This is a genomic window from Nocardia sp. NPDC056100 (assembly GCF_042266325.1).
Classification (GTDB): Bacteria; Actinomycetota; Actinomycetes; order Mycobacteriales; family Mycobacteriaceae; genus Nocardia.
The window spans coordinates 418,713-444,937 of sequence record NZ_JBHJVY010000003.1; the positions used below are offsets into that span (position 1 = coordinate 418,713).

Below are 26,225 nucleotides of genomic sequence, written 5' to 3' on the forward strand. Positions count from 1 at the left end.
GTATGCCCGCTCACCGGATCGGCGGGAGAGTCCGCTCGTTCTGGTCGGCACCCGCGGGCGGGTACGCGCCATTGTTCGGCACATCCGGTCGCGGGGCGTTGCCCGAACCGCGAATCTGCTGGTCCGCCTGTCCATTGGTGCAGTAGCTGCCCCACTTGGAGAGGGTGGCGTCGGTCGCTGCTTCGGGGCGGATCTGCTTCGTCGAGTAGTCGCAGAAGGGACGCGGCCAGATATCGACGATGGTGTAGAACTCGCCGTCGTGCGCCGGCACACCCATGGCCGAGGTGCCGACCACCAGCGCCGGGAACAGCGCGCGCAGGGCGGGCTGCCGCAGTATCGCGCCCTTGGTGATGGCGGCGAAATTGGCGGCCAGGCTGGTCATCGGGTCGGCGGTCTTGTCGAGCACCGCTCCGAGGGCCTGCAATTGCGCGGGCGCCTGCTCCAGGATCTTCTGAAGTTCGGCATTGGCATCGTTGAACTGCTGGAACAACACACTCGAATTGCGGGTCAGCGTGGCCAGATCCGGCTGCGCCAACGAGGTGGTGGCATTGATCGTCTGCAGGTTCTTGATCAGATTCGTGGTCTGCGGCAGCAGGTTGTCCAGGCCGGTGGTCGCCAGGCTGATGCCGTTGATGAGCGATCGTAGCTGATCCGGTCCACCGGACAGCGCGGTGTCGAGTTCGGTGAGGATGGTGGAGAATTTGTCCGGATCGATCTGCGAGATCAGCTCACTGGAATTGTCCAGCACCGACCACACCGGGGTCGGCGTCTTGACCTTGTCCTTGTCGAACTGGACGATCGAGCCGTTGTTCAGGAACGGCGCCTTATCGGTATTGGGCCGGAAATCCAGGTACTGCTCACCCGCGCCGGACAGCGCGCCCACCGAAATCACGGTATCGCTGGGGATGCGGTACTTCTTGTCGATCTCGACGGTCGCCGCGATGGCGGAACCGTCCTTCTCCAGCTTGATATCGGTGACCTTGCCGATGCGGTAACCGCGCAGGGTGACGTCATTGCCGGACTGCAGACCGCCGGAGCGATCCAGATCGACCGTGACCCTATAGGTTTCGCGCAGCGGATTGACCCGCATGACGCTGATCGCCAGATAGGTCGCGCCGACGAGCAGAATGAGCACCAGCGCCGAATTCGACACCAGGTTCTTGTGGTTCTTCACCCAATTCATCGGTGGCCCCCGTTGATCCGGCCGTAAATGATCTGCAGTACCTGGATCAGGCTGCCCCCGAAGTCGTTCAGGTCGCGCAGGTCCGGGAACTTGCTATTGGCCGGATCGGTGAGCAGGCCGATATCGAGCATGCTGAGCGTGGCCGCCACCGCGAGCGTATTGCCCTTGAACGACGCGTCCACCGACGGCCGCAGCTCGTGGATGGCGTCGAGCATGGGACCGAAGTCGGGTTCGGTGCGAGCCAGCGCGGCCATCAGCTGCTGCACATTGTCGAGCAGACTGGCCAGATCACCGGAGGTGGTGTTGGCGTAATCGCCCAGGGCCGCACTGGTTGTGGAGATCTTGGTGAGCAGATCGCCGAGCGCCTGATTGTTCTCCGCGACCGCGCCGATCATGGCGGGCAGCGTATTCGCCACCTGGCCGAGCTGATCGTGATTGGCCTGAATGGTGTTGGCCAGCGCGCTGAATTGGGCGAGCACACTGTCCACCCGCGAGCTGTTGTTGTTGAGACTGCCCACCACACCGGTCATTTCGGTGATCAGGTGCGCCAGCGTCTGCCCCTTGCCGCCGACGATGGAGTCCATCTCGGAGGTCAGTTTGGACAGGGCCGCGATACCGCCGCCGTTGAACAGCATGGAAATCGACAGCAGCAGTTCTTCCACGGTGGCGCCCGCCGACGTATTCGTCAGCGTGTCACCGTTTTTGAGCATCTGCACGCCCGGATCGGTCTTGGGCTTGGACACCGCGACGAACACATCGCCCAGCGGCGTGGCCTGCCGCAGTTCCGCCGTACTGCCGGTGGGCAATTCGATATCGGTGCGGATGGCCAGATCGACATTGGCCTTGAAATCCTTGGTGCTGATCTTGGTGACGACGCCGACGTCGGAACCGCCGATCTTCACCTTGGCCTGGTCCGGCAGATTCAGCGCGTTGTCGAAGACCGCATGGATGGTGTACGTCTTATCGCCCGCGCCGGGCTTGGGCAGCGGCAGGCTCTCCACGGTCAGGCCGCAGCCGGAGACCGCGAGGGTGGAGGCCGCCACCGCCAGCGCGACGATGGTGTGCCGGGTTCGCCTGCCCGACCGCAACTCTCGGCGGAAACGGTTGCTCATTTCGTCATTCCCAACATTGCCGCCATCAGGCCGAGATCGGGGCCGAGGTCCTCCACCTTGCCGGTGCGGCAGCCGTCCGATTTCATCTGGATGCGTTCACAGAACAGGCTGATGATCTCGCCGGACAGCACCGTGCCGAGCACCGCGTGCAGGCGGATGAACTGGCCCTGCCGGTTCACCGAGCGGTCCAGGTTCTGCATGAGCAGCGGTGCGGTGTCGACGACCTCGATGACACCGGCGGCGTTGGCGCGCAGCTGATTGGTGACATTGGTGAGGCCGGTGAGGGTGCCGTTGAGCTGATCGGAGTACTGCGAGAACGCGCCACTGGTGTTGGCCAGGAAGGCATTGAGCTGTTCCAGCGTGGCCTGCAGGCCGGGGGCCTGGTCGGCGAGCAGCCCGGTCATCTGGGTCATGCGATTGCTGAAATCCCGGACCGACTGGTCGTTGTCGGCCAGCATGGTGGTCAGTTCGTTCAGCTTGATGATGATGGTGGAGACGGCGTCCTTGTTGTCGACACCGACCTTCAGCGCGCCCGAGAGCGAGTTGAGCACATCGCGCATCTTCTCGCCGTTCCCGTTCATCATCGGGTACAGCACGCGACCGGACAGCGGACCGAGACCGTCATTGCCGTCGGTCGGCTTGAGCGCCGCGGCGAAGGTGTCGATGGTCTTGATCATGGTGTCCAGCTCGACCGGGGTCTTGGTCTGCTGGGTGGTCAGGTGCGAACCGTCCTTGAGCTTGTCCCCGCCGGTGTAGCGCGGGGTCAGCTCGATATGCCGGTCCGTCACGATGGACGGCGAAATCAGCGCCGCCTGCACGTTTTTCGGGATGTCCACGCCGGCGTCCACCGTCATGTGCACCTCGACGTACTGACCCTTGGGCACGATCTTGTCGACCTTGCCGACATCGAGCCCGAGCACCGTGATCGGGTTGCCCTCGAACATGCCCGCGATATTGAGGAAGTCGGCGGTGAAGTGCTGGGTCTGACCGACCGCGTCCTTCACCCCGAGCGGCACGATGGAGCAGCTGCCGACCGCGAGCGCGGCGGTGCCGATCATGGCGGCCTTGGCGATGCGCCCGATGTTGAGCTTGACCGATTTCATCCCTGGCACCCCTGAATGACTTGAGCGAAGCACAACCAGTTGTCCGGGAACAGCCACGGCAGACCGACATTGCCGTAGTTGCCGTCACCGAACGCGTTGTTGAACGTGCGCACGCCGACCGGCATGGCGGACAGCAGGCGATCCAGGTTGTCCTTGTTCTTCTGCAGGCCCTCGGCCATGGTGTTGAGCTGGATCAGGGTCGGGCCGAACTGGTTGTCGTTCTGCGCGCCGATCTGCTGCAACTGGCTGCTGAGCGTGGCGACATTGTCCAGCAGGGTGCGCAGCAGGGTCTGCCGTTCCATCACCCGGTTGGCGATGGCCTCGCCCTGGGTGATGACCAGCAGCACGCTGTTGCGGTTGTCGCCGAGGATCTTGGTGACCCGGTCCAGATCCTTGAGCAGCTGGTCGACCTCGCCCTTGCGGTCGTTCATGGTCTTGGCCAGCGCGCCGACCGAATCCAGCGCCTGCACCGTGAGCTGCGGGGAATCACCCATCTGCTGATTGATCAGATTGAGCGAATCGGCGAGCTTCTTGGTGTCGAGTTCCTCGAACTTCGGCGTGCCCTCCTGCACCACATCGGCCAGGTTGTAGGGAACGGACGTGTTGGACTTGGGAATTCGATTGTTCTTCAGGCCGGAGCCGTCACCGGGCACCAGATCGACATAGCGCGCGCCGAGCAGCGTCGCCATCTTGATCGACGCCTTGGCATCGGGTCCGAACTTGACGTCGTTCTTCACCGAGAGCGAGACCATCACATGGTCGCCCTCGAGTTCGGCGCCGGTGACCGTGCCGACCGAGACACCCGAGACCGCGACCTTGTCACCGGTCTTGATGCCCGCGGTCTGCACGAATTCGGCCTTGATGGTCTTCTCGCCGATACCGATCTGGCGGTACAGCGTGGACCCGGCCAGCAGGCCGACGATGAGCAGCACGCCGAACAGGCCGAGCCACATATTGCGATTGGCGTTGAAGCGGGACTTGAGTTTCACCATCATGGCCGGCACACCGCCGAGTGGGAGTTGCCGCCGATCTGGTTGAACAGACCGCGCGGGAAGAGGATTCCGTACAGCGAGACATCCAGGCTGCACACGTACGCGTTGGCGTAGGTGCCGTTCTGGGTGAACTTGCCGATATCGGTGAGGATGTTGGGGAAGTCCACCGCGCCCTTGTCGAGCTTGTCGCCATTGGCGAGCAGCAGCGCGAGCGCGTCATGCGTGGAGTTCTGTGCCAGCACGAGTTTCGGCTGGATCTGACCGATCATGGTCACCAGCGCGGAGGTCGCGTCGGCGATCTGCACGGTGGAGGTCTGCAGCGACTGGCCCTGCGCGTACAGTCCGCCGATCAGCGAACGGGTCTGCGTCACCAGGGTTTCCAGTTCGTCACCGCGCTTGGCCAGACCGGACATGACACCGGAGAGATTGGTGATCACATCCGAGAGGATGGCGTCGCGGCGCTGGAAGTCGGTGGCCAGGGTGGCGGCCTGGGTGATGAAGGCGCTCAACGAGACCCCGTCACCCTGCAGCGCCTGGATGAAGGTGTTGGACAGGTTGTTCACCTCATCCGGTTGCAGTACCTGGAACAGCGGCTGGAAACCGTTGAGCAGACCGGATACGTCGAAGGACGGTTCGGTGCGCTCGACCGGAATGGCCCCGTTGTTCCGCAACACCGTGTGCGTGCCGGAGACCGGCTTGCCCTTGACCGGCTCCGCCAGCGCGATGTAGCGCTGGCCGATCAGGTTCTGGTAGCGGACCAGCGCCTTGGTGTCGCCGTACAGCGTTTGATCGCGCTGCACGATGAAGGTCACCTCGGCGGCGTTCTTCTTGTCCAGCTTGATCTCTTCGACCTTGCCGACGCGCACGCCCGCCATCCGGACGTCATCGCCCTTGCGCAGGCCGAGCACATCGGTGAAGGTCGCGGTGTATCGGTTGGTGGTCCCGTCCACGGTGCGCGCCAGGGTATTCCAGATGACCGCGGTCACCAGGACGGACACGATCGCGAAGATGCCGAAACCGATCAGCGGTTTGCGAATGCTCATCGACCGGGCTCGCTTTCGGTCACTTGCAAGGTTCCATCCCTCAGAATCGGGCTCAGCAGCAGGTATTCGGCCGCTGACGGGCGACGGCCCAGCAGCGCGGTAATAGCGGAGTCACCGGGGTAGGAGATTGTCCCGCCCTTGGGCAGCGTCTGCTGTGACGCCGGTGCGGCGGCGGGCGCCGCACCCGGCTGATTGCCCGGCGCCGCGGGGGCGGCGTTCGGGAAGAGGCCCTGCAGCGGGGTGCCCGCGAAGGGGTTGGCGGGCGCGGTGTCACCGGCGGCGGGGGTCGGCTCGACCATCGTCAGGCCCGGGATCAGCGGGAAGCCAGCGGGCGGCGGCAGTTTCGGCAGTCCGGCGGCGACATCGAGGGACTTGGGCCGCAACGATTCCGGCAGTGTGCCGGGATCGGAGATGAGCGGCGCGCTGGCGCAGCTCGGGGCGGCCAGTTCGCCGTAGCGCGGGCAGTCGTCACGGGTGTACGGCTTATAGGGCGTGAAGGTGAGCCCCATATTCCAGATCATCTGCTTCTGCGGGCCCCAGTGGAATGTGGACCCGAGCTTGCGCACCGAGTTGTTCAGGTTCGCGATGGCCTGCGGGATGGCGTTCGGATCGTCGGACAGGGCGCCGAACAGCGCGCTGGTGCCGGTCGTGACGTCCTTGCCCACGTTGGGGTTTCGCGCGAACAGGGCGTTGACCTTGTCCACGGTGACCGCGGTGCCGGAGATCAGCGAGGTGAGTTCGGCGCGGCGATCGGCGATGGTCTGCGCGGTCTTCACCGATTCGCTGAGCACGCCCATCAATTCCGGTGCGGACTGGTTGAGCGCGCGGAAGGAATTGGAGAAGTCGCTCAGCATGACGCCGAGATCCGGAATCGAATCGTCGACCGACTGCAGCCAGCGGTCCACCCGCTCGATGGAGGAGCCGGGCATGCGACCGGAACCGTCGAGGGCGTAGGACAGCGTGCCGAGCACCCGGCCGAACTGGATCGGATCGATCTTGCCGAGGATATTGCGGACCGTGGTGAGCGTGTCCTGCAGTGCGATGGTGCCTTTGGAGCGGTCCTCGGAAATCTGCGAACCCTCTTTGAGGTGCGCGGCGTCCGCGCCGTTGTAGACCAGCTCCACCGAGGTGACGGCGAACAGGTTGGAGGGCACCACGCGCGCGGTCACATTCGCGGGAATGCCGCCGGTGTACTCCGGCTTCATCTCGATGTGGACCTGCTGTAGTTCACCTTTGGCGGCGACCGAGACGTTCTTGACCGCGCCGACCAGCACGCCGCGGAACTTCACATCGGCGTTATCGGGCAGGCCGTCACCGGTGGTGGTGAGGTTCGCGGTGACATTGACCTTGTCGACGAACGCGCCCTTGTAGCGCGCCATCAGGAAACCCAGGATGAGTGCGAAGACGACGAGTCCGGCGACACCCGCGATGAGCAGTTGCCGCATGGTCGGGCCGCGGCCGCTGGGATCGAGAATCATGCTATGCGCCCCCTTATCCCGAGATCCGAATGCCGGGGTTGACGCCCCAGATGGCCAACGTGATGAACAGGTCCGCGAACACCACCGCGATGATGCTCAGCTTGATCGCGCGACCCGCCGCGACACCAACGCCCTCGGGACCGCCGGAGGCGAAAAACCCGTAGTAGCACTGGATGAACGTGGTGATCGCGACGAAGATGATCGCCTTCAGCAGTGAGTACAGCACATCGTGCGGCACCAGGAACTGATAGAAGTAGTGCTGGAATGTCCCGGACGCGGTGCCGCCGATCAACTGCACGGTCAGCGAGCAGGAGATGTACGCGAACGGCAGCGCCAGGCAGTACAGCGGCACGATGGCGATCATGGCCGCGATCATGCGGGTGCTCACCAGGTACGGAAGCGGCCGGATGGCAACCGATTCCAGCGCGTCGATCTCCTCGGAGATGCGCATGGCGCCCAGCTGTGCGGTGAACCTGCAGCCCGCCTGCGCCGCGAAGGCGAGGGTGGCGAGCATCGGGCCGAGTTCACGGGTGGTGGCGAACGCGGAGATGGCGCCGGTCAGCGGGCTCAGGCCGAGCAGGTTCAGCGAGGTGTAGCCCTGAATGGCGACCGTCATACCGCCGAACGCGGACAGGATGAGCACGACGCCGATGGTGCCGCCACCGACGATGAGATTGCCGTTGCCCCAGGTGACATCGGACAGCAGCCGCCACACCTCTTTGGGGTAGTGCCGGAACGCCATCGGCATCGAGCCGAGCGAGCGCAGGAAGAAGAAGACCTGGTGGCCGATGCGCGCGACGAAGTCACGCGGCGAGGAGGCCACACCCTTGATCCGTTGGAACGGCCGCAGCAGCGGCGGAACATACGTTGCTGACACGACTCAGACCATCTGTGGGGGGAACAGGGAGTTGTAGACCTGCGTGAGAATCAGATTCACGCCGAAGAGCATCACCGCGGACATGACGACCGCGGTGTTCACCGAGTTGGCCACACCGCCCGGACCGCCGCGGGTGTTCAGTCCGGCGTCGCAGGCGATGATCGCCGCGAGCACGCCGAAGATCAATGACTTGAGCAGCGCCACAAACAAATCCGTCGTGATCGCGAAGGAGGCGAAGGTGCCGACGTAGGAGCCGGGGGTGCCGCCCTGCGCGAAGATATTGAAGACGTAGCCGGTCAGGAAGCCGACGAAAACCACGAAGCCGCAGAGCAATACCGAGACCAGCATGGCCGCGCCGAGTCGCGGGGCGACCAGGCGGCGCATCGGATCGACGCCCATCACCTTCATGGCGTCGATCTCCTCGCGAATGGTGCGCGAGCCGAGATCGGCGGTGATGGCGGAGCCGACCGCGCCGGCGATCATCAGCGAGGTGACCAGTGGCGCGCCCTGCTGAATGATGCCCAGACCATTGGCCGCGCCGATGAACGAGGTCGCGCCGACCTGTCCGGCGACCGAGCCGACCTGAATGGAGACGATGACGCCGATCGGAATGGCGACCAGCAGGGTGGGCGCGGCGGCGACATTCGCCATGAACGCGCACTGCCGGACGAACTCGGCGAAGGGGAAACGCTTCCGGAAGATCGCGATGAACAACTCGGCGATTGCGGAGACGCCCATGGCCATCATTCGGCCGCCGGTTTCCAGCGACTTCTGTGGATGGTCCTGCCAGTAGCCTCTGGCCCAGTCCACGGCTGCGTTCATCCGCGACTCCGTGGGGCTCCCCTGCCCACCCGGGCTCTTGGTCAACTGCACTGACTACCCCTCTCGACGCCGGGTTACCCGCCTCCGGCACCTGTTTGCTTGACGCACCTTACTACGGAGTTAGGAAAAACACACCACGCGTTGTGGTTTCAGTCATAGAGGCAGATCACTTTGCATGAACTGTTGTGAACTGGCAGATCACGGTTGGTTTTTGTCACAAAGAACCAGGCAAACAACTAGAACTTGTTCTAATTTCGCAAGCGTTTGCGAACGATTTCCAGAGATGTGAAGCTTCGCCGGGTAAGAATTAATGGGAGAGAATTTATCGGAAATCGAAGCGAGTTATGCATTAATTCCATAACTCGTATCCAACTCGGTATCGCTCGCGAAGACGAGCAGGACACGGCTCCGCAACATGTGGCAGTACAAGCAGCAACCCGGAACGAATACTGACAGGATGAGTTCCGCAGCTTGACTCGAGCGGCTTCCGACGTCTGGAGGGACATGTTCAGGAAACTCGCCGGTGTGGCCGGCGTCTTCGCAATCGCCCTGGGGACCGCGCTGCTGGGCACCGGGGCCGCGAACGCCGACCCCGCTCCGGCAGTCATCGGTGGTGGCTCCGGCATCATCATCGATGACATGTTCGAGTGCACCGTCACCACCATCGGGCATGACGGCACCGGTCGGCTGGTCGGGCTCACCGCGGGGCACTGCGGTGACGCGGGCGCGAAGGTATGGGCCGAAAAGGACCGCGGCGCAGGACAGATCGGCCGGTTCGTCTACTCGAACCATGATCTGGACTACGCGGTCATCGAGTTCTTCGGGGATCGGGTCGTCCCGGTGAACCGGATCGGCAATGTCACCATCACCGGACTCGGCGGGCCGCCGAGCTTCCCGATGATCGTCTGCAAGGAAGGCCGCACCACCGGCAATACCTGCGGACTCTCCTGGGGTGACGTCTTCGCCAGCAATGTGGAGACCTGGAGCCAGATGTGCGTGGTGGAGGGCGATTCCGGCGCTCCGGTCGTCGTCGGCACCACCCTGGTGGGCATGGTGAACGCGTACCTGGCCCTGGCCTGCTTCGGCCCGGAGGTCGGTACCAATATGTCCGCGATCATGGCGGATCTGAACGGGCACGGCGGCATCGGATCCGGGTACTACCCGATCTAGCCGGGCGCGACGACCCGCGCGGGGGCGCGAAACAGACTGCGGGGGGCGGTGATCCGATGGATCACCGCCCCGCTCCTTATATCTATGGGGCCGCTACAGCGTGTTGACGCAGATGACGATTTTGCGCTCGTCGTAGACGTAACCCGAGTCGCCGTCGGCGCATTCGTCGACGCTGGTGCTGTTCTTCATGATCGCGAGCACCTTCACGCCGTTGGCCGCGCCGCGGGTGGAGCAGTCGATGCGCTTGGGATCGGCATTGCTGCCCTTGGCGCCCAGATCCAGGCAGTCGTTCACCACCCAGTCGATATCCAGGCAGAGCGCGCCGGTCTCGACGCCGACCACGGTCTCGTAATAGGCCTGATCGATATCGCTCGGGCACTGGGCGTTGGTGCGCGCCTTGGCCACCACCTTGTAATTGGAGTCCTTGCTCCCGCAGGTCGCCTTGTGGATGGTGGCGTTCTCGGTGGTGCCGCCGAGTTTCACGCAATCGCCGATGCTGGCCTGGAAATCGGTGTCGCCGCCCTTGTCGGCGTTGGTGGTGGTCGGGCGGTTGCCCTGCGTCGGCTTACCGGAGGGTTTGGGCGTCGTGGTGGTGACGACCGAATCCAGTCCGGGCGGGGCGGCCACCGGTGTGCCCGAGATGGTGGTGCCGCAACCCGCGAGCAGCAGGGCTGCGGCGGCGACGGCCGGGGCGGCAATCCGGGCGGAGATCTGCTGACGCAACACGAAACTGTCCTAAATTCGAGTAATACCAGGCGCGGAGTTCAATGCCCATGCATACACGACAAATACGACAAACGTCGAGCCATATGGCCACCCACCAGCCGATCCTCGAACCCGAGCGGGTACCGACAACGTATAGGGGAGCATGAGTAGCACCGATCGATCCGCCACCGGGCCGCCGCTGCGCGAACCCCGGCCGGTGCCGCTGCACGCACTGGCCGCCGCGATCGATCTGGAACGCTATTTCGACTGGCGGCGCGGGCGGGACGGCGATCCGTTCCTGATGCGGTTCCCGGCCTTCGGATCCGCGGTGTTCACCGGCACCGCGGCGGGGGCGCGCGAGATGTTCCGCGCGCCGGTGGAATTGCTGGAACCGCCGCTGCCCAATCCGATCGAACCCATGGTCGGCCCGGCCTCCTTGATCCTGGCCCGCGGGGAACGACATAGGAAGGAACGGTCGGTTTTGGCCCCCGCCTTCCATCGACAGCGAATCAGCGCCTACGGCAACGTTATTCGCGAGACCGCGCGGGACGAACTGTCCGGTGCGCGCACCGGGCGGGCCTGGCGGCCCGGCACCCGGATCGATGCGCGGGAAGCCGCGCGTGCCATGACATTGCGGGTCATCCTGGCGGCGGTGTTCGGGATCGAGGATCCGCGGCTGCTGGCCGAGTACACCTCGGCCACAACGGAATTCCTCTCGTCGTTCGGCGGGCCGCTGTTCCTGGTTCCGGCCCTGCGTCGCAATATGTTCGGATTGTCCGGCTGGGAGAGGTTTCTCGCGGCCCGGGATCGGCTGGACGCGCTCATCGATACCGAAATCGACCGGCGGCGTACGGATCCGGGCGCGAACGGCGGCGCGGATATGCTCGGAATGCTGCTGGAGACCAGATATACGGACGGCAGCGGGCTCGGTGATATCGAACTGCGCGAACAATTGCGCACGCTCATCGTGGCCGGACACGAGACCACCGCGACGGTACTGGTGTGGGCGCTGTACCGATTACACCGCGAACCGGCGGTGCTGGAGCGGTTACGCGCCGAACTCGCCTCCGCCGGAACCGATATCGATCCGGTCGAACTGGCCGAACTGCCCTATCTGGACGCGGTCTGCCAGGAGACGCTGCGCCTGCACCCGCCGGTGCCGATCGTATTGCGCAGGCTCACCGGTGATTTCGAACTGCGCGGCGCACCGCTGGTGGCGGGGGACACCATGGGGCTCTCCGTACAATTACTGCACAGTGATCCACAGGTGTGGAGTGAACCACAGCGGTTCCGGCCCGAACGCTTCCTCGAACGCCGGTACAGCCCATTCGAATTCGCACCGTTCGGCGGTGGGCACCGGCGCTGCGTGGGGGCCGCGCTCGCCGATTACGAACTGCGGATAGTGCTGGCGACACTGCTCGGGTCGGTGCGCTTACGGCTGTCGCCGCGGTTCGCGCGCGGGCGCGCGCCGTGGACGGTGCCGCACAATATCGCGACCGGTCCGCGTGCGGCCATTACCTTCGACGTGCTCGAACCCTGATGCGACGTCAGTGATTTCGATCACAACCAGGTTTGGGCATATCGACTCGGCCGCCGTGACCGGACAACCGGTCTGATTAGGGAATCGCCGACGCGAACGGCGATAACACACCGGCGATTCGGCCCTTCCCGGTTGTGTGCCCCGGAACACACCAAGAGGTCTGTACGCATAACCGGCGCAAGTCGATTGGCACACGCAGAATCGCAAGGTAGGAATGAACCCGGGGTTGGGACCTACGCGGGTAGAGCTGTGCCCGCGATCTGCGTATGAACAAGGATCGGAAGGACACCTAGCTGTGCGCAACACCCGGTATGGACTGATTTCCCTCGCCGCCATCGCGGCGACCGGAGCCCTGGTGGCCGCGCCCGCCTCAGCCGCCCCACTATGGCCGGGCGGCCCGGAAGTCCCGGGTGTGCCCTCCGCCGTCATGCCGCAGCCCGTACCCGGCGATCTGCCCACCGCGCCCGGCGCGAGCTCGCCGCTGCCGCCCGCGAACTTCACCGCACCGAACATCACCCCCGGTGACGGCGACAACGTCGGTGTGGCGCAGCCCATCATCATCAACTTCAAGGAGCCGGTGAGCGATCACGCCGCCGCCGAGAAGTCCATTCGCATCACCTCCACCAACAAGGTGGACGGGCACTTCTACTGGCGCGGCGACAGCCAGGTGCGCTGGCGGCCCGAGGAGTTCTGGCCGTCCGGCTCCAAGGTGACCGTCGAAGGCGGCGGCACCAAGACCGCCTTCGAGATCGGCGACGAATTCATCGCCACCGCCGATGACACCACCCACGAGATCGTGGTCACCCGCAACGGTGAAGTGGTGCGCACCATGCCCACCTCCATGGGCAAGACCGGGCACGAGACCCCGAACGGCACCTACATCGTCAGCGAGCGCAATCGCAAGATGATCATGGACTCGTCCACCTACGGTGTGCCCACCACCGCGCCCGAGGGCTACAAGCTCGAGGTCGAGTACGCCACCCGCATGTCCAACAGCGGCATCTTCGTGCACGCCGCGCCGTGGAGCGTTGCGCAGCAGGGCTATTCGAACACCTCGCACGGCTGCCTGAACGTGTCCACCGAGGATGCCAAGTGGTACATGGACAATGTGAAGAAGGGTGACCCGGTGGTCGTCAAGAACACCAAGGGCGGCACCCTGAGCACCAGCGACGGCTGGGGCGACTGGAACTGACGTTCCGCGCGCTCCCACAATAACTTTCGTCGGCCCCGCCTCTGATGAGGCGGGGCCGACGTGCTTGGAGGGGGATTCAGGAGAGCGCGCGCTCTCAATACTGTTCGAGGCGGATCGCGTTGGCGGCGTGCTCGAGTGGCTTCGTGATGGAGCGCAGGGCCATGCCCTTCCAGGGGAGGTGGCGCAGGGCGCGCATGGCGGTGGTTTGAATCCACACGGCGAATTTGTCGGCGGCGACCATGCGGGTGGCGTTGTCCCAGCCGATCGTCAGGTTCAGGTCGATGTATTCGCGCATGCGGTCCTGATAGCGGGCGAAGGCGATACGGTGATCGCCGCAGGCCGCTTTCAGTTCGCCCGCAAGGACATACGCGCCGACCAGCGCCATGCTGGTGCCCTGCCCGGACAGCGGCGACGGGCAGTACGCGGCATCGCCGACCAGCGCGACGCGGCCGCTCGACCAGCGCTCCAGGTGGATCTGGCTGACCGAATCGAAATAGAAGTCCGGTGAATCGGCCAGGTGGCGCAACAGGTTCGGGGTTTCCCAGCCCGCGTCCGCGAACGACTCCGCCACCAACCGCCGCTGCGCTGCGATATCGCGGCGATCGGGCAGGCCGTCCGGAACGCCGAAGATGAACTGCGCCTTGGCCGAATGCCGCTGGGTGCTGTACATCTGCACGACGCGGCCCGGCATCGGATGCATGATCTCCCAGTGATCCAGGCCCAGATAGTTGGGCACCGAGATGACGCACGCGGCCATACCGGTGTGCCGAGCGAACTGCTCCTCGGGGCCGAAGGTGCTGCGGCGCACCGTGGAATGCGCGCCGTCCGCGCCGATCACCAGATCGAAGACCTCCGGGGGCGCGTTCCGGAAGCGCACCGAGACGCCGTTCGAGCCCTGGGACATATCCGCGATGGAATCGCCGAAAAGGTACCGGACGTCATTCTTGGTGGCATCGAACAGGATTCGGGCCAGATCACCCCGCAGCACCTCATCGTCACCCGGCGCGCGCAGCCCGATGAGATCCGGCCCGAGCGTGGCCAGCGCCTTTCCCGAGGCATCCACCCACTCGCCCCCGCGCATGGCGGTCGAAGCGCGCTTCAACTCCGGCAGCAGTCCCATTCGCTCCACCACCCGCATGGCGGCCCCGCGAATATCGACCTTGTATCCGCCCTCCCGCAGTGCGGGGGCCTCCTCCACAACGGTCACGGTGAACCCGTGCCGATGCAACCAGTAGGCCAGTGCCGGGCCCGCCACGCTCGCACCACAGATAAGAACGGTCTTGCTGCTGAACTGCCGCTTCGTCATGCCCGAAGCATCATCCGCACCCCTCACCGCCGACTCACCGTCGACTCACCACCCCGCCGATCACCGGTCCTGAACAGGACCGATCTGCGCCAGGGCGACGGCCTGATCTACCGGCAATGCGACACCGCGACTGAAGGCGGCCTCGAAATCGCGGTCGCCCAAGATCTTCCGACATTGTTCGGCGAGGTCCGATACCTCGGAATCGCCGGTTCGTGTCAGACCGCGCATACCCTCGGCCGCGCCGAGCAGCACCGCCGTCGCTTCCACAGCGCCAGTTTCGAAAGATGCGGCAGCCATCTGCTCGACCGCGCTCGCCGCCACGGGCGACAGGCTGTTGTCTACCGCTAGATCCAACGCCGCCCGATAGTGCGAAAACGCCTGTCCCGCATCCTGCTCGGCGATGCTCAGCCGACCCAGGCCGATCAGGGTACGAGCGCGGGACTCGGCGGCACCGATGGAGTTGTCGGCGGGAAGGGACAGCGCCGCTTCATAGTGGGCACGCGCGGCCACCCGATCGGTGTCGAGGGCGAGGTCACCGAGCCCGCGTAAAGCGTTGGCGCGCATATCGGATGCGCCTATCGTGCGGGCCAACTCGGCCGCGCGTTCGTAATCGGCGCGGGCTCGGTCGCGTTCGGCCTCATCGCCACCCGCGCAAATATCGCCACGACGGCTGAGCAGATCGGCGATATCCGCGACCATGCCCAGCTCCGTACCCATCGCGATGGCCTCGTCGATCAATGTCAGCGCGGTCCCGTGGTCACCGCGCAGTTCGGCGACGGCGGTCAGCTTGTCCAGGGTGGCGGCAATCGCCCAGCGGTCGCCGATGCTGCGGAAACCGGCCAGGGCCGCGAGGAATTCGGGCTCGGACTCGGCGGCCCGCCCGGACATGAACAGCCCGAGGCCGTCACCCAGCCGCACAAACGCCTGTGACCAGGGATCCGACCCGAACAGTTGGCGCATCCGGTCCGGATCGCCCGGTATCCGCTCACCGGCGAACGCCAGCAGCAGCACGAGATACGGCCTCCGCAGCGGAGTTTCGAGTCTCGCGACCGCGGCGGCCGCCTGCGCGATGACTGTCGTGTATTCGGCCGCTACCGCATGACCGGCCGCATCGAAGGCCTTGGCACCCCGGGCGGCCACGGTGACACACAGAGCGAACTCCTCCGCGTCCCCACTCGAATTCTGCTTCGCGCGTGCGAATTCCCCGCCGGCTTTGCCGGAATCGAGCTCGGTTCGTCGCCCGGACCCTGTTCGCGCACCTTCGAAATCGCTTGGGGCACGCCCCGAAGTCGCCTCGGTACGGCCGAATCCCGGGTGCGGATCGCCGGAATCTCCCAGGCCCCGAGCGAGATACAGATCGGCGGGTCGGGAACCCGGGATCACGGGATCGGAAAGAACCTCGGTACCCGGGGTGTCCGCGCCTGTGCGGGCGGGTCCTGCCGCGATGTCGGGACTCAGGCCCGTGAGGAGGCGTCGGGCCAGTGCGGGGGCGTCGCCGGGACGGCCGGTCAGCCACCAGTACCAGGCTTGGGAAGCTATGAGGCGTTGTGCCAGTGCGGGATCGGCGCGGGCCGACCAGTGCAGGGCGGCTTGGAGGTTGTCGTGGTCCGCGGTGAGGCGGGCCAGGTGGGTGAGCTGGTCGGGGCCGCGCAGGGCCGGTTCCGAATGTTCGGCCAGGCGGAGGTAGAACTCCGCGTGCGCGCGCAGCAGGCGGTCGTGGTCGCCGGAATCGCGCAGCTCGCGCAGCCCGAATTCGCGGATCGTCTCCAGCATCCGGTAGCGGCCGGATACCGCCACCACCAAGGATTTGTCGACCAGGCCGGACAGTAGTTCGTCAACGTCGCCCGGAAATTCGCGGTCGTCCAGCCATGTTTCGACGCCAGCGCCCTGGTCTTCGGCACCGGCGTTCCGGCCCTCGGCACCGGCGTTCCGGTTTTCGGCACCGACGTTCTGGTTTTCGGCACCGGCGTTCTGGTTTTCGGCACCGGCGTTCTGGCGTTCGGCGCTGGTGTCGGTGTTTTCGGCGCTGGTGTCGGTGTTTTCGGCGCTGCCGCGAAGGGTTTCGCCGCCGATGGCCGGGTTGCAGATGTGCTGGGCCGCGGCGAGGGTGGCTCCGTTGGCGAAGATGGTGAAGCGTTGGGCTAGTTGGCGTTCGGCGGGGGTGAGTAGGTCCCAGCTCCAGGCTACGACGGCGTGCAGGGTGGCGTGGCGGGGTTCGGCGGTGCGGGCGCCGCGGGACAGGAGGCGGAAGCGGTCGGTGAGGCGGGCGTCGATATCGTCGATATCGAGGGTGCGCAGGCGGGCGGCGGCCAGTTCGATGGCGAGGGGGAGGCCGTCGAGGCGGGCGCAGATGCGGCGGACCGCGCCGATGGTGCCGGCGTCGACGGTGAATCCGGGTTTCGCGGCGGCGGCGCGGTCGGCGAAGAGGCGGATGGCGGGGCTGTTCAGCTGCTCGGCGAGCGCGGCTTCCGGTGCGGCGATGGGCAATTGGCCCAGGGGGAAGACCGCTTCACCGGTGATGGCCAGGGGTTCTCGGCTGGTGACCAGGACGCGCAGGCCGGGGCAGGCCCGCAGGAGACGGTGGGTGAGGTGCGCGGTGTCGAGGACCAGGTGTTCGGAATTGTCGAGGATGAGCAGTAGGGGCCGGTCGGCGAGCATGGCCAGCAGCTGGGTTTCGGGGTCACGACCACCGGTTGAATCGCGGCCTCCGAGAGCCGCCACGACCGCGGGCGCGACCTGGGCACCGTCGGCGAGAGCGGCCAGTTCCACGACGCACACCTCACCCTGTACTCGCGCGCCGACCTCCAGGGACAGCCGGGTTTTCCCGGTGCCGCCCGGTCCGGCGATCGTCACCAGGCGTGATCGGGCGAGCAGTGGAATCAGTTGTGCGAGTTCGGTTTCACGACCGATGAAACTGGTGAACTGGGCGGGGAGCCGCCGCACGGCGGGTGCCGGGGCGGCATCGGCGCGCAGGATCGCCAGGTGTGCCTCGGTCAGTTCCGCGCCGGGATCGGCCCCGAGTTCCTCGGCGAGCAGGCGTCGTCCCTGTTCGAATGATTCCAATGCGTCGGATTGGCGGCCCGCCGCGTAGAGCGCGCGCATGAGTAGGGCGCGCAGGCGTTCGCGCAGTGGATGCGCGGCCACCAGCTCGGGCAGCGTGGCCACCACCGAATGGTGATCCCCCAGTGCCAGTGCGGCTTCGGCGCGATCCGCCAGCACGGAGAGGCGGGCCTCGTCCAGGCGCGCCACCTGCACCTCGGCGAAAGGCGCGTCTAGGACATCGGCGAGGGCGGGTCCGCGCCAGCAGGCCAGCGCCTGATCCAGCAGCGTCGCCGCAGCCGCCGGATCCCTGTCGCGCAACGCGTTTCGTCCCTGTTCGGCGAGCCGCGCGAAACGGTGCGCGTCCACCGCCCCCGATTCCACCGCCAATCGATAACCCGCAGGCGAGGATTCGACGAACTCGCTCGTGGCGGACCCTGTACTCGTACCGACCGGCCCACCGGCGGACGCGCCGGTCGCGGCGGACCCGGCCTTGCCGGACCCAGCCGTGGCGGATCCGACCGTGGCAGGTCCGGCCGTGGCAGGTCCGGCCGTGGCGCGCAGGGCGCGGCGCAGGCGGGAGACCTGGGATTGCAGGGCGTGGGCGGCGTCTCCGGGCGGGTCCTCGCCGTAGAGGCCGTCGATCAAACGCTCGCGGCTGACGAGTTTGCCCGCGTCCAGCGCCAAGAGCGCCAGTAGCGCTCGCACCTGCGGTCCGCCGACCGCGATCGGATCACCATCGGTCCGCCGTACCTCGATCGAACCGAGTATTCCGAACTGCACGCCCGTCAGTATGCCCGCGCGCTCGCCGCGGTCGTATCGGGCGATCGACCCCGATAACCGGGCGTCCGGACGCATGCGGCCGGGGAGTGCGACCGTCTCGCGGGGGATGATCAGCCGCCGATGGCCGGGCTGATGGCCGATCCGCCGCTGACGTCGATCACCGCGGCGGTGACCCAGCGGGCATCGTGCGAGGCCAGGAAGGCGACCACATCGGCGACGTCCGCCGTCTGCCCCATGCGGCCGAGCGCGGTCATGGCGCTCATCTGCGCGCGGGCCCCGGGGTTGGCGTCCAGGAAGGCGGCCATGCCCTCGGTCTCGGTCGCGCCCGGGGCCACCGAGTTGACCGTGATACCGCGCGGACCCAGCTGTACGGCAAGGGTTTTGGTGAGCACATCGAGCGCGCCCTTGGTCATGGCGTAGGCGACCTGCGACGGAGCGGCGATGCGCGGTGCGCACGAGGAGATATTGACGATGCGCCCGCCGTCGGCGAGCAGCGGCAGCGCCCGCTGGGTGATGAACAGTGGTGCGGAGACGTTCACCGCGAACAGCCGATCGGTCTCGGCGGGGGTGAGCTGTTCGATGGAACCGCCGCCACCGCCACCGCCCGCGTTGTTGACCAGGATGTCCAGCTGGGCACCGGCCAGGCCCGCCGCCAATCCGTCGAAGAGGTCGTCGATGCCGGAGGGCGCACCCAGTTCGGCTCGCACGGCGAAGGCCCGGCCGCCCTTGGCCCGGATCTCCTCGACGGTCCGGTCGGCGGCTTCCTTATTACTGCCGTAGTGCACGGCCACCGTCGCGCCGTCGGCGGCCAGCCGCAGTGCGATGGCGCGGCCGATGCCGCGGGAGGCGCCGGTGACGAGTGCGTGCTTACCGTTGAGAGACATGGTGAACTCCTGTGCCGTTCGGGTTTCGGTGCTGGACACAGCGTCGCGGGGAGTCCTCACCGAGCACTCACCGAGTGCTCACCAACGGTGGTGATCGATTCCGGCCTTGAAAGAGACTGGGCGGACGTACGATTCGGCGCATGTCCGCGCCTCCAGCGGGTGCGTCCGGTGAACAGTCGGTTGCGCCCGTGCGCCGACTATTCAACCGGGCGGCATCCAGTCGTTACCGGCTAGTCGCAAGCAACCGTCACGCTGCGCGGGTGAGATCGAGCCCGGAACGAGTACTGCCGCAGCCCGCCGGGCGCGGATGGCGAGGTAGACCCTGGCGGGACTACGCGCTGTTCATAGTGCTCGTCGCACCAAACCTGGTGCTGCTCTCGGTATTTGTGTATCGGCCGCTGATCGACAATATTCGCCTGTCGTTCTTCGACTTCAATATCTCCGATACCTCGGCCACTTTCATCGGCGTCGACAACTACACCGAGTGGTGGGGTCGGCATGATTCGTGGCAAATCGTAAGCAACACGGTCATCTTCACGCTGGCCGCCGTTATCGGCAGTATGGTGCTGGGTTTGGGTCTGGCGCTGCTGCTGGATCGGAAACTGTTCGGGCGCAATGTGGTCCGCTCCGCGATCTTCGCGCCATTCGTCATCTCCGGCGCGGCCATCGGCGTGGCCTTCCAGTTCATCTTCGATCCCGGCTTCGGCCTGGTACAGGATGTGCTGCACCGGCTCGGCGTCGACAAGGCCCCGGACTTCTATCAGGACCCGCACTGGGCACTGTTCATGATCACGGTGACCTACATCTGGAAGAACCTCGGCTACACCTTCGTCATCTATCTGGCCGCCCTGCAGGGGACTCGGGCCGATCTGATGGAGGCCGCCGAGATCGACGGCGCGAGCCGGTGGACCACCTTCACCCGGGTGCTGCTGCCGCAATTGCGACCCACCACGTTCTTCCTGTCCATCACCGTGCTGCTCAATTCCTTGCAGGTCTTCGACATCATCAATGTGATGACCCGCGGCGGGCCGCTCGGCACCGGCACCACCACCATGGTCTTCCAGGTCTACGAGGAGTCGTTCCGGAACTTCCGGGCCGGATACGGCGCGACCGTCGCCACCATCATGTTCCTGGTGCTGCTGACCGTGACCCTCGTGCAGGTGCGCATCATGGATCGGAACGAACAGTGAGCAGTGCCCTGAACAAGCTCGACAATGACCGCTGGGCAACGATTTTCGGTTATCTCGCCATGGCGTGCGTGCTGATCATCGTCGGCGTACCGCTGTTCTGGATCATCATCACCTCGTTCAAGACGCGCGGTGACATCTACGTGCAGCCCGCCGTGTACTGGCCGCACAGCTGGCATCCGGAGAACTACAGCGAGGCCACCACCACGCTGCCGTTCTGGACGTTCCTGCGCAATTCGCTGATCATCACCGGGGTCATCTCGGCGGTGAAGTTCGTGCTCGGCGTGCTCAGCGCGTACGGCCTTGTCTTCCTGCGGTTTCCGGGCAAGACGGTGCTGTTCCTGGTGATCATCGCCGCGCTCATGGTGCCGAATCAGATCACCGTCATCTCCAATTACGCGCTGGTCGCGCAAATGGGCTGGCGAAACACCTTCCAGGGCATCATCGTTCCGCTCTGCGGCGTCGCGTTCGGCACCTTCCTGATGCGCAATCACTTCCTGTCACTGCCCGCCGAGGTCATCGAGGCGGCGCGCATGGACGGTGCGGGCTGGTGGCGACTGCTCACCCGGGTGGTGCTGCCCATGTCCGGGCCGACCATGGTGGCGTTCGCGGTGGTCACGCTCGTGAACGAATGGAACGAATACCTGTGGCCGTTCCTGATGGCCGATGACTCGCGCGTCGCCACGCTGCCGGTCGGCCTCACCCTGCTGCAGAACACCGAGAACCCGAGCGTCACCAACTGGGGTCCGGTGATGGCCGGAACCCTGCTCACCATGCTTCCCATTCTCATCGTCTTCCTGGCATTACAGCGTCACATGATCAAGGGCCTCACCTCCGGTGCGGTCAAGGGGTAAGTCCCAGAAGGAGATTCCCGTGTCCGAAGCACGTTTTCCCGCTCTGTCCCGGCGCGGGTTCCTAGGGTTGGCCGGCGCCACGGCGGCCGGACTCGCGCTGACCGCGTGCGCCGGATCCGGCGGCGGCAGCCAGCAGGGCGGCGACTCGAAGACCATCACCTTCTGGTCCAACCACCCGGGCACCTCCAAGGACCTGGAGCTCGAGCTCATCAACCGGTTCCAGGCCAAGTACCCGGATCTGAAGGTCAACCTCGTCGACGCCGGTAAGAACTACGAGGAGGTGTCGCAGAAGTTCAACGCGGCGCTGTCCGGCGGCGACCTGCCCGATGTGGTTGTGCTGTCCGATGTCTGGTGGTTCAACTACGCGCTGAACAGCACCATCGAACCGCTGGACTCGCACTTCGGTTCCGCCGGTGTGAAACTCGACGACTACGTCGACTCGCTGGCCAACGACTACAAGTTCAACAACAAGCATTACGCGCTGCCGTACGCGCGTTCGACGCAGATCTTCTACTACAACAAGGACGTCTGGGCCAAGGCCGGACTGCCGGACCGCGGCCCGAACTCCTGGCAGGAATTCGACGAGTGGGGCCCGAAGATCCAGGGCGTCATGGGCGGCGACAAGTTCGCGCACGGCTGGGGCGATGCCAAGAACTACCTGGGCTGGACCTTCCAGGGACCGATGTGGACGTTCGGCGGCGGCTACTCCGACGACTGGAAGCTGAAGTTCAGCGACCCCAAGTCGATCGAGGCGGGCAAGTTCTTCAGCGACATGATCAATGTCAAGAAGTACGCCAGCATCCGCCCGCAGATCGCCAATGAATTCGGCACCGGGCTGCTCGGCTCCACCATCGCCTCCACCGGTGACCTCAAGGGCATCATGAAGAACGCCGAGGGCAAGCTGACCGTCGGCACCGCGTTCCTGCCGCACCCGAACGGCGCGGGCGCCACCACCGGCGGTGCGGGACTGGCGATTCCGTCGCGCATCTCCGATGCGCGCAAGGAGAACGCGCTCAAGTTCATCGAGTTCATCACCAATGCCGCGAACACCGCGTACTTCTCGCAGGGCACCGGATACATGCCGGTCCGCAAGTCGGCGCTGAGCGATCCGAGCGAGCAGGACTTCCTGGCCAAGAACCCGAACTCCAAGACGGCCATCGATCAGCTCGCGGTGACCAAGTCGCAGGACTTCGCCCGGGTGTTCGTGCCCGGCGGCGATCAGATCATCGGCACCGGCATGGAGCAGATCGGCCTGCAGAACCGCGATGTGACTTCGGCTTTCGCGGATATCAGCAGCCAGCTGCAGACCATCATCGACCGGCAGATCACGCCCAAGCTGCCCAAGTAATACCGAGCTAGGAGACCCGCCCGCATGGCGACTGTGCAGTTCGAGGGTGTTTCCCTCAGTTACCCGGGTGCGCCCCGCCCCGCGGTCGAAGACCTGAACCTGGAGATCGCCGACGGCGAATTCCTGGTGCTGGTCGGACCGTCGGGCTGCGGCAAATCCACCAGTCTGCGCATGCTGGCGGGCCTGGAAGCGGTGTCCGCCGGGCGAATTCGCATCGGCGGCATCGATGTCACCGGCCTGCCGCCCCGCTCCCGCGATGTGGCCATGGTGTTCCAGAGCTACGCGCTCTACCCCAATATGACGGTCGCGGAGAATATGGGCTTCGCCCTGCGCAACGCGGGAGTCAGCAAGGCGGACACCTTGATTCAGGTCAAGGAAGCCGCCGCCATGCTGGAACTGGAAGAACTGCTGGACCGCAAACCGGCCAAACTCTCCGGTGGTCAGCGCCAGCGCGTGGCCATGGGCCGCGCCATCGTGCGTCGTCCCCAGGTCTTCTGCATGGACGAGCCGCTCTCGAATCTCGATGCCAAGCTGCGGGTTTCGACCCGCTCACAGATCGCGGCGCTGCAGAAGCGGCTCGGCACGACCACCGTGTACGTCACCCACGACCAGGTCGAGGCCATGACCATGGGTCACCGGGTGGCGGTCATGAAAGACGGTCACCTGCAACAGATCGCCGCACCCCGCGAGCTCTACGACAACCCGGTCAACACGTTCGTCGCCGGTTTCATCGGCTCACCGGGCATGAACCTGCTCACCGCCTCGGTCCGAGACGGCGCGGCCGTGCTGAACGATCTGCGAATCCCGGTGCCGAACAACGCTTCCGGCGACAAGATCATCATCGGCATCCGCCCCGAGTCCTGGGAAGTCACCACCGATCCGGAGAACTCCCTGGCCGTGGAGGTCGAACTCCTCGAAGAACTCGGCTCGGAGTCCTTCCTCTACTCGCACGGCATCACCGACGAATGGTCCAGTCGCTCCGGCCGCGTCGTCGCCCGCGTCGACCGCCGCTTCCGGGTGGCCCTCGGCGACCGCCTGCACCTGACCCCCAAACAGGACGAACTCTTCTTCTTCGACGCCGAAACCGAAGACCGCCTGCGCTAGGGGAGCGGTTCGGCCCGTTCGAGAATCGCGTCCACCGTCTCGTCGACGGTGAGATCCGAAGTGTCGAGCCATAATCCGAGGCGCGGGGTGGTGGCGTGCAGACCGGTGTCCAGGTCCTCGACCGTGTACGGGCCGTACGCCTGCTTGGCGCGGCCCGCCTCCCGGGCGGCCACGGCCTCCGGGCGCGGGGCCAGCACCACCACATACCGTGGGCGGGTGCGGATCTGGTCGGCGAAGTAGGGCAGGAAGTCACCGAGAACGACGTCTTGGACGACGGCGGTGAACCCCTCGGCCGCATAGGCATCCGCGGCCTGTGCGGCCAGGCGATGCCGTAACCGCAACTGGGACAGCGCCTCTTCCGGCGGATCCGGGCGCATATCGGCGCGCCCGGACACCACGAACCGCCGGAAGGCGTCACCGCGCACATGCGCCGAGCGGGGCAATCGCTCCGCCAGCGCCTGTGCCACGGTCGATTTACCGGCAGCCTGAATGCCGGTGATCAGATAGACGGCTCCGGTCACCAGATCTTCACGCGCTCCGCGGGGTCCAGGTAGAGCTCGTCGCCCTGTTTCACGTTGAACGCTTCGTGGAAGCTGTCGAGGTTGCGGACTACGCCGTTGCAGCGGAACTCGGGCGGGGAGTGCGGGTCCACGGCGAGGCGGCGGATGGCTTCCTCCTGGCGGGCCTTGGTGCGCCAGACCTGGGCCCAGCCGAAGAAGACGCGCTGGAGACCGGTCAGGCCGTCGAGGACCGGAATCTCCTTGCCCTCCATGGCGATTTCGTAGGCGGCCAGGGCGATGGTGAGACCGCCGAGGTCGCCGATGTTCTCGCCGATGGTGAACTCGCCGTTGACCGTGTGATCGTCGGAGAGTTCCTTGGGGGAGAAGGCGTTGTACTGGTCGATGAGAGCCTTTGTGCGCTTACCGAATTCGGTGCGATCGGATTCGGTCCACCAGTCGATCATGTTGCCGTCGCCGTCGTACTTCGAACCCTGATCGTCGAAGCCGTGGCCGATCTCATGACCGATGACCGCGCCGATACCGCCGTAGTTGGCGGCGTCGTCGGCGTTCATATCGAAGAACGGCGGCTGCAGAATGGCCGCGGGGAAGACGATTTCGTTCATGCCCGGGTTGTAGTAGGCATTGACCGTCTGCGGGGTCATGAACCATTCGCCGCGGTCCACCGGACCGCCCAGCTTGTCCAGATCGCGATCGTGTTCGGCGGCATAACCGCTGCGGTAGTTGCCGACCACATCCGCCGGATCGATGGTGATGGCGGCGTAATCGCGCCACTCGTCCGGGTAGCCGATCTTGGGGGTGAACTTCTCCAGCTTGGCGATGGCGGCCTGCCGGGTGTCCGGGCCCATCCACTCCAGACCGGAGATACTGCGGCGGTACGCCTCCTGCAGGTTCTCCACCAGCTCGACCATGCGGGCCTTGGCGGCGGGCGGGAAGTGCCGGGCCACATACAGTTTGCCGACGGCCTCGCCGAGCAGATCCTGCACCACCGAGACGCCGCGCTTCCAGCGCTCGCGGTTCTCCGGCGCGCCGGTCAGGGTGCGGCCGTAGAAGTCGAAGCTCTCCTCGACCAGGTCATCGGTGAGGTACGCGGCGCGGGCCTTGACCACGCGCCAGGCCGCCCACGCCTTCCAATCGTCCAGCGATTCCGAGGCCCACAACTGTGCGAATGTGCGCACATAATCCGGCTGGCGGACCACGAGTTCGGCGAACAGTTCCGGACCGGAGCGATCCACGCCCGCGGCGAGGGCGGAAGTCCAGGCATTCCAGTCGAATTCCGGATTCTCGGCGGCCAGGGCGTCGAAAGTGGTGAGGTTGTAGCTCTTTTCGGCATCGCGACGCCGCACCACATCCCAATGGCCCTGCGCCAGCTTCTTTTCCAGTTCGAAAACCCGCTGCGCGTCATAGTCCAGGCCCGCGAGCGCGAACATGCGGCCGATATGCGCGACGTACTTCTCGCGAATCTCGGCATTCTCCGGCTTGTGGTAGTACGACTCGTCGGGCAGGCCGATACCGGACTGCGAGGCGTGCACCAGATAGCGCTCGGAATTCTTGTCATCGGTGTCGACGTAGAACCCCAGCGCGCCACCCACACCCGTGCGCTGATGACGGCCGATGAGCGCGGCGAACTCACTCCGGTCGGACACCTCGGCGATCGCGGACAACTCCGCCGCGATCGGGGTCAGCCCGGCGGCCGCGATGGCCGCGGTGTCCATGAAGCTGTTGTACAGATCGCCGATCTTGCGCTCTTCGCTGCCGGGCGCGGCATCGGAGGCGGCCGCCTCCTGGATGATGGTCTGCACATCCCGCTCGGCCTGGTCGTAGAGCGTGCGGAAGGCGCCGTCCACCGCCCGGTCCGACGGTATGTCGTATTTATCCAGCCACTCGCCGTTGACGTGGGCGAACAGGTCGTCCTGCACCCGCACGCCCTCGTTACGGAAGGACAGATCGATACCGGAGGGAGGCGTCAGCTGCGAAGTCACGCC

At 65.6% G+C, this 26,225-nt stretch carries 21 protein-coding genes; 7 read left to right on the forward strand and 14 right to left on the reverse strand.

Translation table 11 applies throughout. The features are described from left to right. Positions 1 to 10 precede the first annotated feature (10 nt). Genes ACFC0O_RS24100 through ACFC0O_RS24135 form a run of 8 tightly spaced genes read right to left on the reverse strand, consistent with a single transcriptional unit; the run spans position 11 to position 8,610 of the window. Positions 11 to 1,183: an MlaD family protein gene (locus ACFC0O_RS24100; RefSeq protein WP_364636733.1), complete on the reverse strand. Its 1,173-nt coding sequence runs from the start codon at positions 1,181 to 1,183 to the stop codon at positions 11 to 13. Then, complete coding sequence (locus ACFC0O_RS24105; protein ID WP_375961429.1) at positions 1,180 to 2,295, reverse strand: MCE family protein; 1,116 nt, start codon at positions 2,293 to 2,295, stop codon at positions 1,180 to 1,182. The genes ACFC0O_RS24100 and ACFC0O_RS24105 overlap by 4 nt, the downstream gene beginning before the upstream one ends. Next, complete coding sequence (locus ACFC0O_RS24110; RefSeq protein WP_375961431.1) at positions 2,292 to 3,398, reverse strand: MCE family protein; 1,107 nt, start codon at positions 3,396 to 3,398, stop codon at positions 2,292 to 2,294. The genes ACFC0O_RS24105 and ACFC0O_RS24110 overlap by 4 nt, the downstream gene beginning before the upstream one ends. Beyond that, entirely contained in the window at positions 3,395 to 4,390 is a 996-nt protein-coding gene (locus tag ACFC0O_RS24115) for an MCE family protein (protein ID WP_375963783.1), read from the reverse strand. Before ACFC0O_RS24115 ends, ACFC0O_RS24110 begins: the two co-directional genes overlap by 4 nt. After that, positions 4,390 to 5,433, reverse strand: a complete 1,044-nt coding sequence (locus tag ACFC0O_RS24120) for an MCE family protein (RefSeq protein WP_375961434.1) — start codon at positions 5,431 to 5,433, stop codon at positions 4,390 to 4,392. Before ACFC0O_RS24120 ends, ACFC0O_RS24115 begins: the two co-directional genes overlap by 1 nt. After that, positions 5,430 to 6,911 (reverse strand): MlaD family protein, encoded by a 1,482-nt coding sequence (locus ACFC0O_RS24125; protein ID WP_375961436.1) that lies wholly within the window; start codon positions 6,909 to 6,911, stop codon positions 5,430 to 5,432. The genes ACFC0O_RS24120 and ACFC0O_RS24125 overlap by 4 nt, the downstream gene beginning before the upstream one ends. Before the next feature lie 13 nt (positions 6,912 to 6,924). Continuing rightward, positions 6,925 to 7,788, reverse strand: a complete 864-nt coding sequence (locus ACFC0O_RS24130; protein WP_364636743.1) for an ABC transporter permease — start codon at positions 7,786 to 7,788, stop codon at positions 6,925 to 6,927. A gap of 3 nt (positions 7,789 to 7,791) precedes the next feature. Next, the gene (locus ACFC0O_RS24135; RefSeq protein ID WP_364636745.1) at positions 7,792 to 8,610 is read right to left on the reverse strand and encodes an ABC transporter permease; all 819 of its coding nucleotides are present in this window, start codon (positions 8,608 to 8,610) and stop codon (positions 7,792 to 7,794) included. Between the two features lie 504 nt (positions 8,611 to 9,114). Between ACFC0O_RS24135 and ACFC0O_RS24140 the strand changes: the two genes are divergently transcribed. Then, positions 9,115 to 9,780 carry a serine protease gene (locus tag ACFC0O_RS24140; RefSeq protein WP_375961440.1) on the forward strand — a complete coding sequence of 222 codons (666 nt, stop codon included), beginning with the start codon at positions 9,115 to 9,117 and terminating at the stop codon, positions 9,778 to 9,780. Positions 9,781 to 9,873: 93 nt separating this feature from the next. On the opposite strand, the gene ACFC0O_RS24145 is transcribed toward ACFC0O_RS24140, so the two are convergent. Next, positions 9,874 to 10,506 carry a hypothetical protein gene (locus ACFC0O_RS24145; RefSeq protein WP_375961442.1) on the reverse strand — a complete coding sequence of 211 codons (633 nt, stop codon included), beginning with the start codon at positions 10,504 to 10,506 and terminating at the stop codon, positions 9,874 to 9,876. A gap of 142 nt (positions 10,507 to 10,648) precedes the next feature. On the opposite strand from ACFC0O_RS24145, the gene ACFC0O_RS24150 reads away from it, so the two are divergent. Continuing rightward, positions 10,649 to 12,025, forward strand: a complete 1,377-nt coding sequence (locus tag ACFC0O_RS24150; protein ID WP_375961444.1) for a cytochrome P450 — start codon at positions 10,649 to 10,651, stop codon at positions 12,023 to 12,025. Positions 12,026 to 12,320: 295 nt separating this feature from the next. Further along, positions 12,321 to 13,217 carry a L,D-transpeptidase gene (locus ACFC0O_RS24155; protein WP_375961447.1) on the forward strand — a complete coding sequence of 299 codons (897 nt, stop codon included), beginning with the start codon at positions 12,321 to 12,323 and terminating at the stop codon, positions 13,215 to 13,217. A gap of 94 nt (positions 13,218 to 13,311) precedes the next feature. Here the strand turns inward: ACFC0O_RS24155 and ACFC0O_RS24160 are convergent, their stop codons facing one another. The 3 genes from ACFC0O_RS24160 to ACFC0O_RS24170 all read right to left on the reverse strand — a co-directional run bounded on the left by ACFC0O_RS24160 (position 13,312) and on the right by ACFC0O_RS24170 (position 19,229). Beyond that, positions 13,312 to 14,523 (reverse strand): FAD-dependent monooxygenase, encoded by a 1,212-nt coding sequence (locus ACFC0O_RS24160; RefSeq protein WP_375961449.1) that lies wholly within the window; start codon positions 14,521 to 14,523, stop codon positions 13,312 to 13,314. 60 nt (positions 14,524 to 14,583) lie between these two features. After that, positions 14,584 to 18,345: a BTAD domain-containing putative transcriptional regulator gene (locus ACFC0O_RS24165; protein WP_375961452.1), complete on the reverse strand. Its 3,762-nt coding sequence runs from the start codon at positions 18,343 to 18,345 to the stop codon at positions 14,584 to 14,586. Between the two features lie 110 nt (positions 18,346 to 18,455). Next, the gene (locus ACFC0O_RS24170; protein ID WP_375961455.1) at positions 18,456 to 19,229 is read right to left on the reverse strand and encodes an SDR family NAD(P)-dependent oxidoreductase; all 774 of its coding nucleotides are present in this window, start codon (positions 19,227 to 19,229) and stop codon (positions 18,456 to 18,458) included. A 260-nt stretch (positions 19,230 to 19,489) separates the two neighbouring features. Between ACFC0O_RS24170 and ACFC0O_RS24175 the strand changes: the two genes are divergently transcribed. The 4 genes from ACFC0O_RS24175 to ACFC0O_RS24190 are packed head-to-tail and all read left to right on the forward strand — an operon-like array spanning position 19,490 to position 23,722. Continuing rightward, entirely contained in the window at positions 19,490 to 20,419 is a 930-nt protein-coding gene (locus tag ACFC0O_RS24175) for a sugar ABC transporter permease (RefSeq protein ID WP_364636761.1), read from the forward strand. Between the two features lie 59 nt (positions 20,420 to 20,478). Continuing rightward, a complete protein-coding gene (locus tag ACFC0O_RS24180) occupies positions 20,479 to 21,270 on the forward strand; it encodes a carbohydrate ABC transporter permease (RefSeq protein ID WP_375963785.1) in 792 nt (263 codons plus the stop codon). A 19-nt stretch (positions 21,271 to 21,289) separates the two neighbouring features. Beyond that, on the forward strand, positions 21,290 to 22,618 hold the full coding sequence (locus ACFC0O_RS24185) for an ABC transporter substrate-binding protein (protein ID WP_375961458.1): 1,329 nt from the start codon (positions 21,290 to 21,292) through the stop codon (positions 22,616 to 22,618). Between the two features lie 24 nt (positions 22,619 to 22,642). Beyond that, positions 22,643 to 23,722 carry an ABC transporter ATP-binding protein gene (locus ACFC0O_RS24190; RefSeq protein WP_375961461.1) on the forward strand — a complete coding sequence of 360 codons (1,080 nt, stop codon included), beginning with the start codon at positions 22,643 to 22,645 and terminating at the stop codon, positions 23,720 to 23,722. Here ACFC0O_RS24190 and ACFC0O_RS24195 read toward each other — a convergent pair. Continuing rightward, positions 23,719 to 24,243, reverse strand: a complete 525-nt coding sequence (locus ACFC0O_RS24195; RefSeq protein ID WP_364636767.1) for an AAA family ATPase — start codon at positions 24,241 to 24,243, stop codon at positions 23,719 to 23,721. The two genes, ACFC0O_RS24190 and ACFC0O_RS24195, sit on opposite strands and share 4 nt — an antisense overlap. Continuing rightward, positions 24,240 to 26,222, reverse strand: coding sequence for a M13 family metallopeptidase (locus tag ACFC0O_RS24200; RefSeq protein ID WP_375961464.1), 1,983 nt, complete (start codon positions 26,220 to 26,222; stop codon positions 24,240 to 24,242). The genes ACFC0O_RS24195 and ACFC0O_RS24200 overlap by 4 nt, the downstream gene beginning before the upstream one ends. Positions 26,223 to 26,225 lie beyond the last annotated feature (3 nt).

Coding starts and splice junctions, on each gene's coding strand:
- ACFC0O_RS24100 (WP_364636733.1), bottom strand. CDS start 1,183: ATGAATTGGGTGAAGAACCACAAGAACCTGGTGTCGAATTCGGCGCTG.
- ACFC0O_RS24105 (WP_375961429.1), bottom strand. CDS start 2,295: ATGAGCAACCGTTTCCGCCGAGAGTTGCGGTCGGGCAGGCGAACCCGG.
- ACFC0O_RS24110 (WP_375961431.1), bottom strand. CDS start 3,398: ATGAAATCGGTCAAGCTCAACATCGGGCGCATCGCCAAGGCCGCCATG.
- ACFC0O_RS24115 (WP_375963783.1), bottom strand. CDS start 4,390: ATGGTGAAACTCAAGTCCCGCTTCAACGCCAATCGCAATATGTGGCTC.
- ACFC0O_RS24120 (WP_375961434.1), bottom strand. CDS start 5,433: ATGAGCATTCGCAAACCGCTGATCGGTTTCGGCATCTTCGCGATCGTG.
- ACFC0O_RS24125 (WP_375961436.1), bottom strand. CDS start 6,911: ATGATTCTCGATCCCAGCGGCCGCGGCCCGACCATGCGGCAACTGCTC.
- ACFC0O_RS24135 (WP_364636745.1), bottom strand. CDS start 8,610: ATGAACGCAGCCGTGGACTGGGCCAGAGGCTACTGGCAGGACCATCCA.
- ACFC0O_RS24140 (WP_375961440.1), top strand. CDS start 9,115: ATGTTCAGGAAACTCGCCGGTGTGGCCGGCGTCTTCGCAATCGCCCTG.
- ACFC0O_RS24150 (WP_375961444.1), top strand. CDS start 10,649: ATGAGTAGCACCGATCGATCCGCCACCGGGCCGCCGCTGCGCGAACCC.
- ACFC0O_RS24160 (WP_375961449.1), bottom strand. CDS start 14,523: ATGACGAAGCGGCAGTTCAGCAGCAAGACCGTTCTTATCTGTGGTGCG.
- ACFC0O_RS24170 (WP_375961455.1), bottom strand. CDS start 19,229: ATGTCTCTCAACGGTAAGCACGCACTCGTCACCGGCGCCTCCCGCGGC.
- ACFC0O_RS24180 (WP_375963785.1), top strand. CDS start 20,479: ATGGCGTGCGTGCTGATCATCGTCGGCGTACCGCTGTTCTGGATCATC.
- ACFC0O_RS24190 (WP_375961461.1), top strand. CDS start 22,643: ATGGCGACTGTGCAGTTCGAGGGTGTTTCCCTCAGTTACCCGGGTGCG.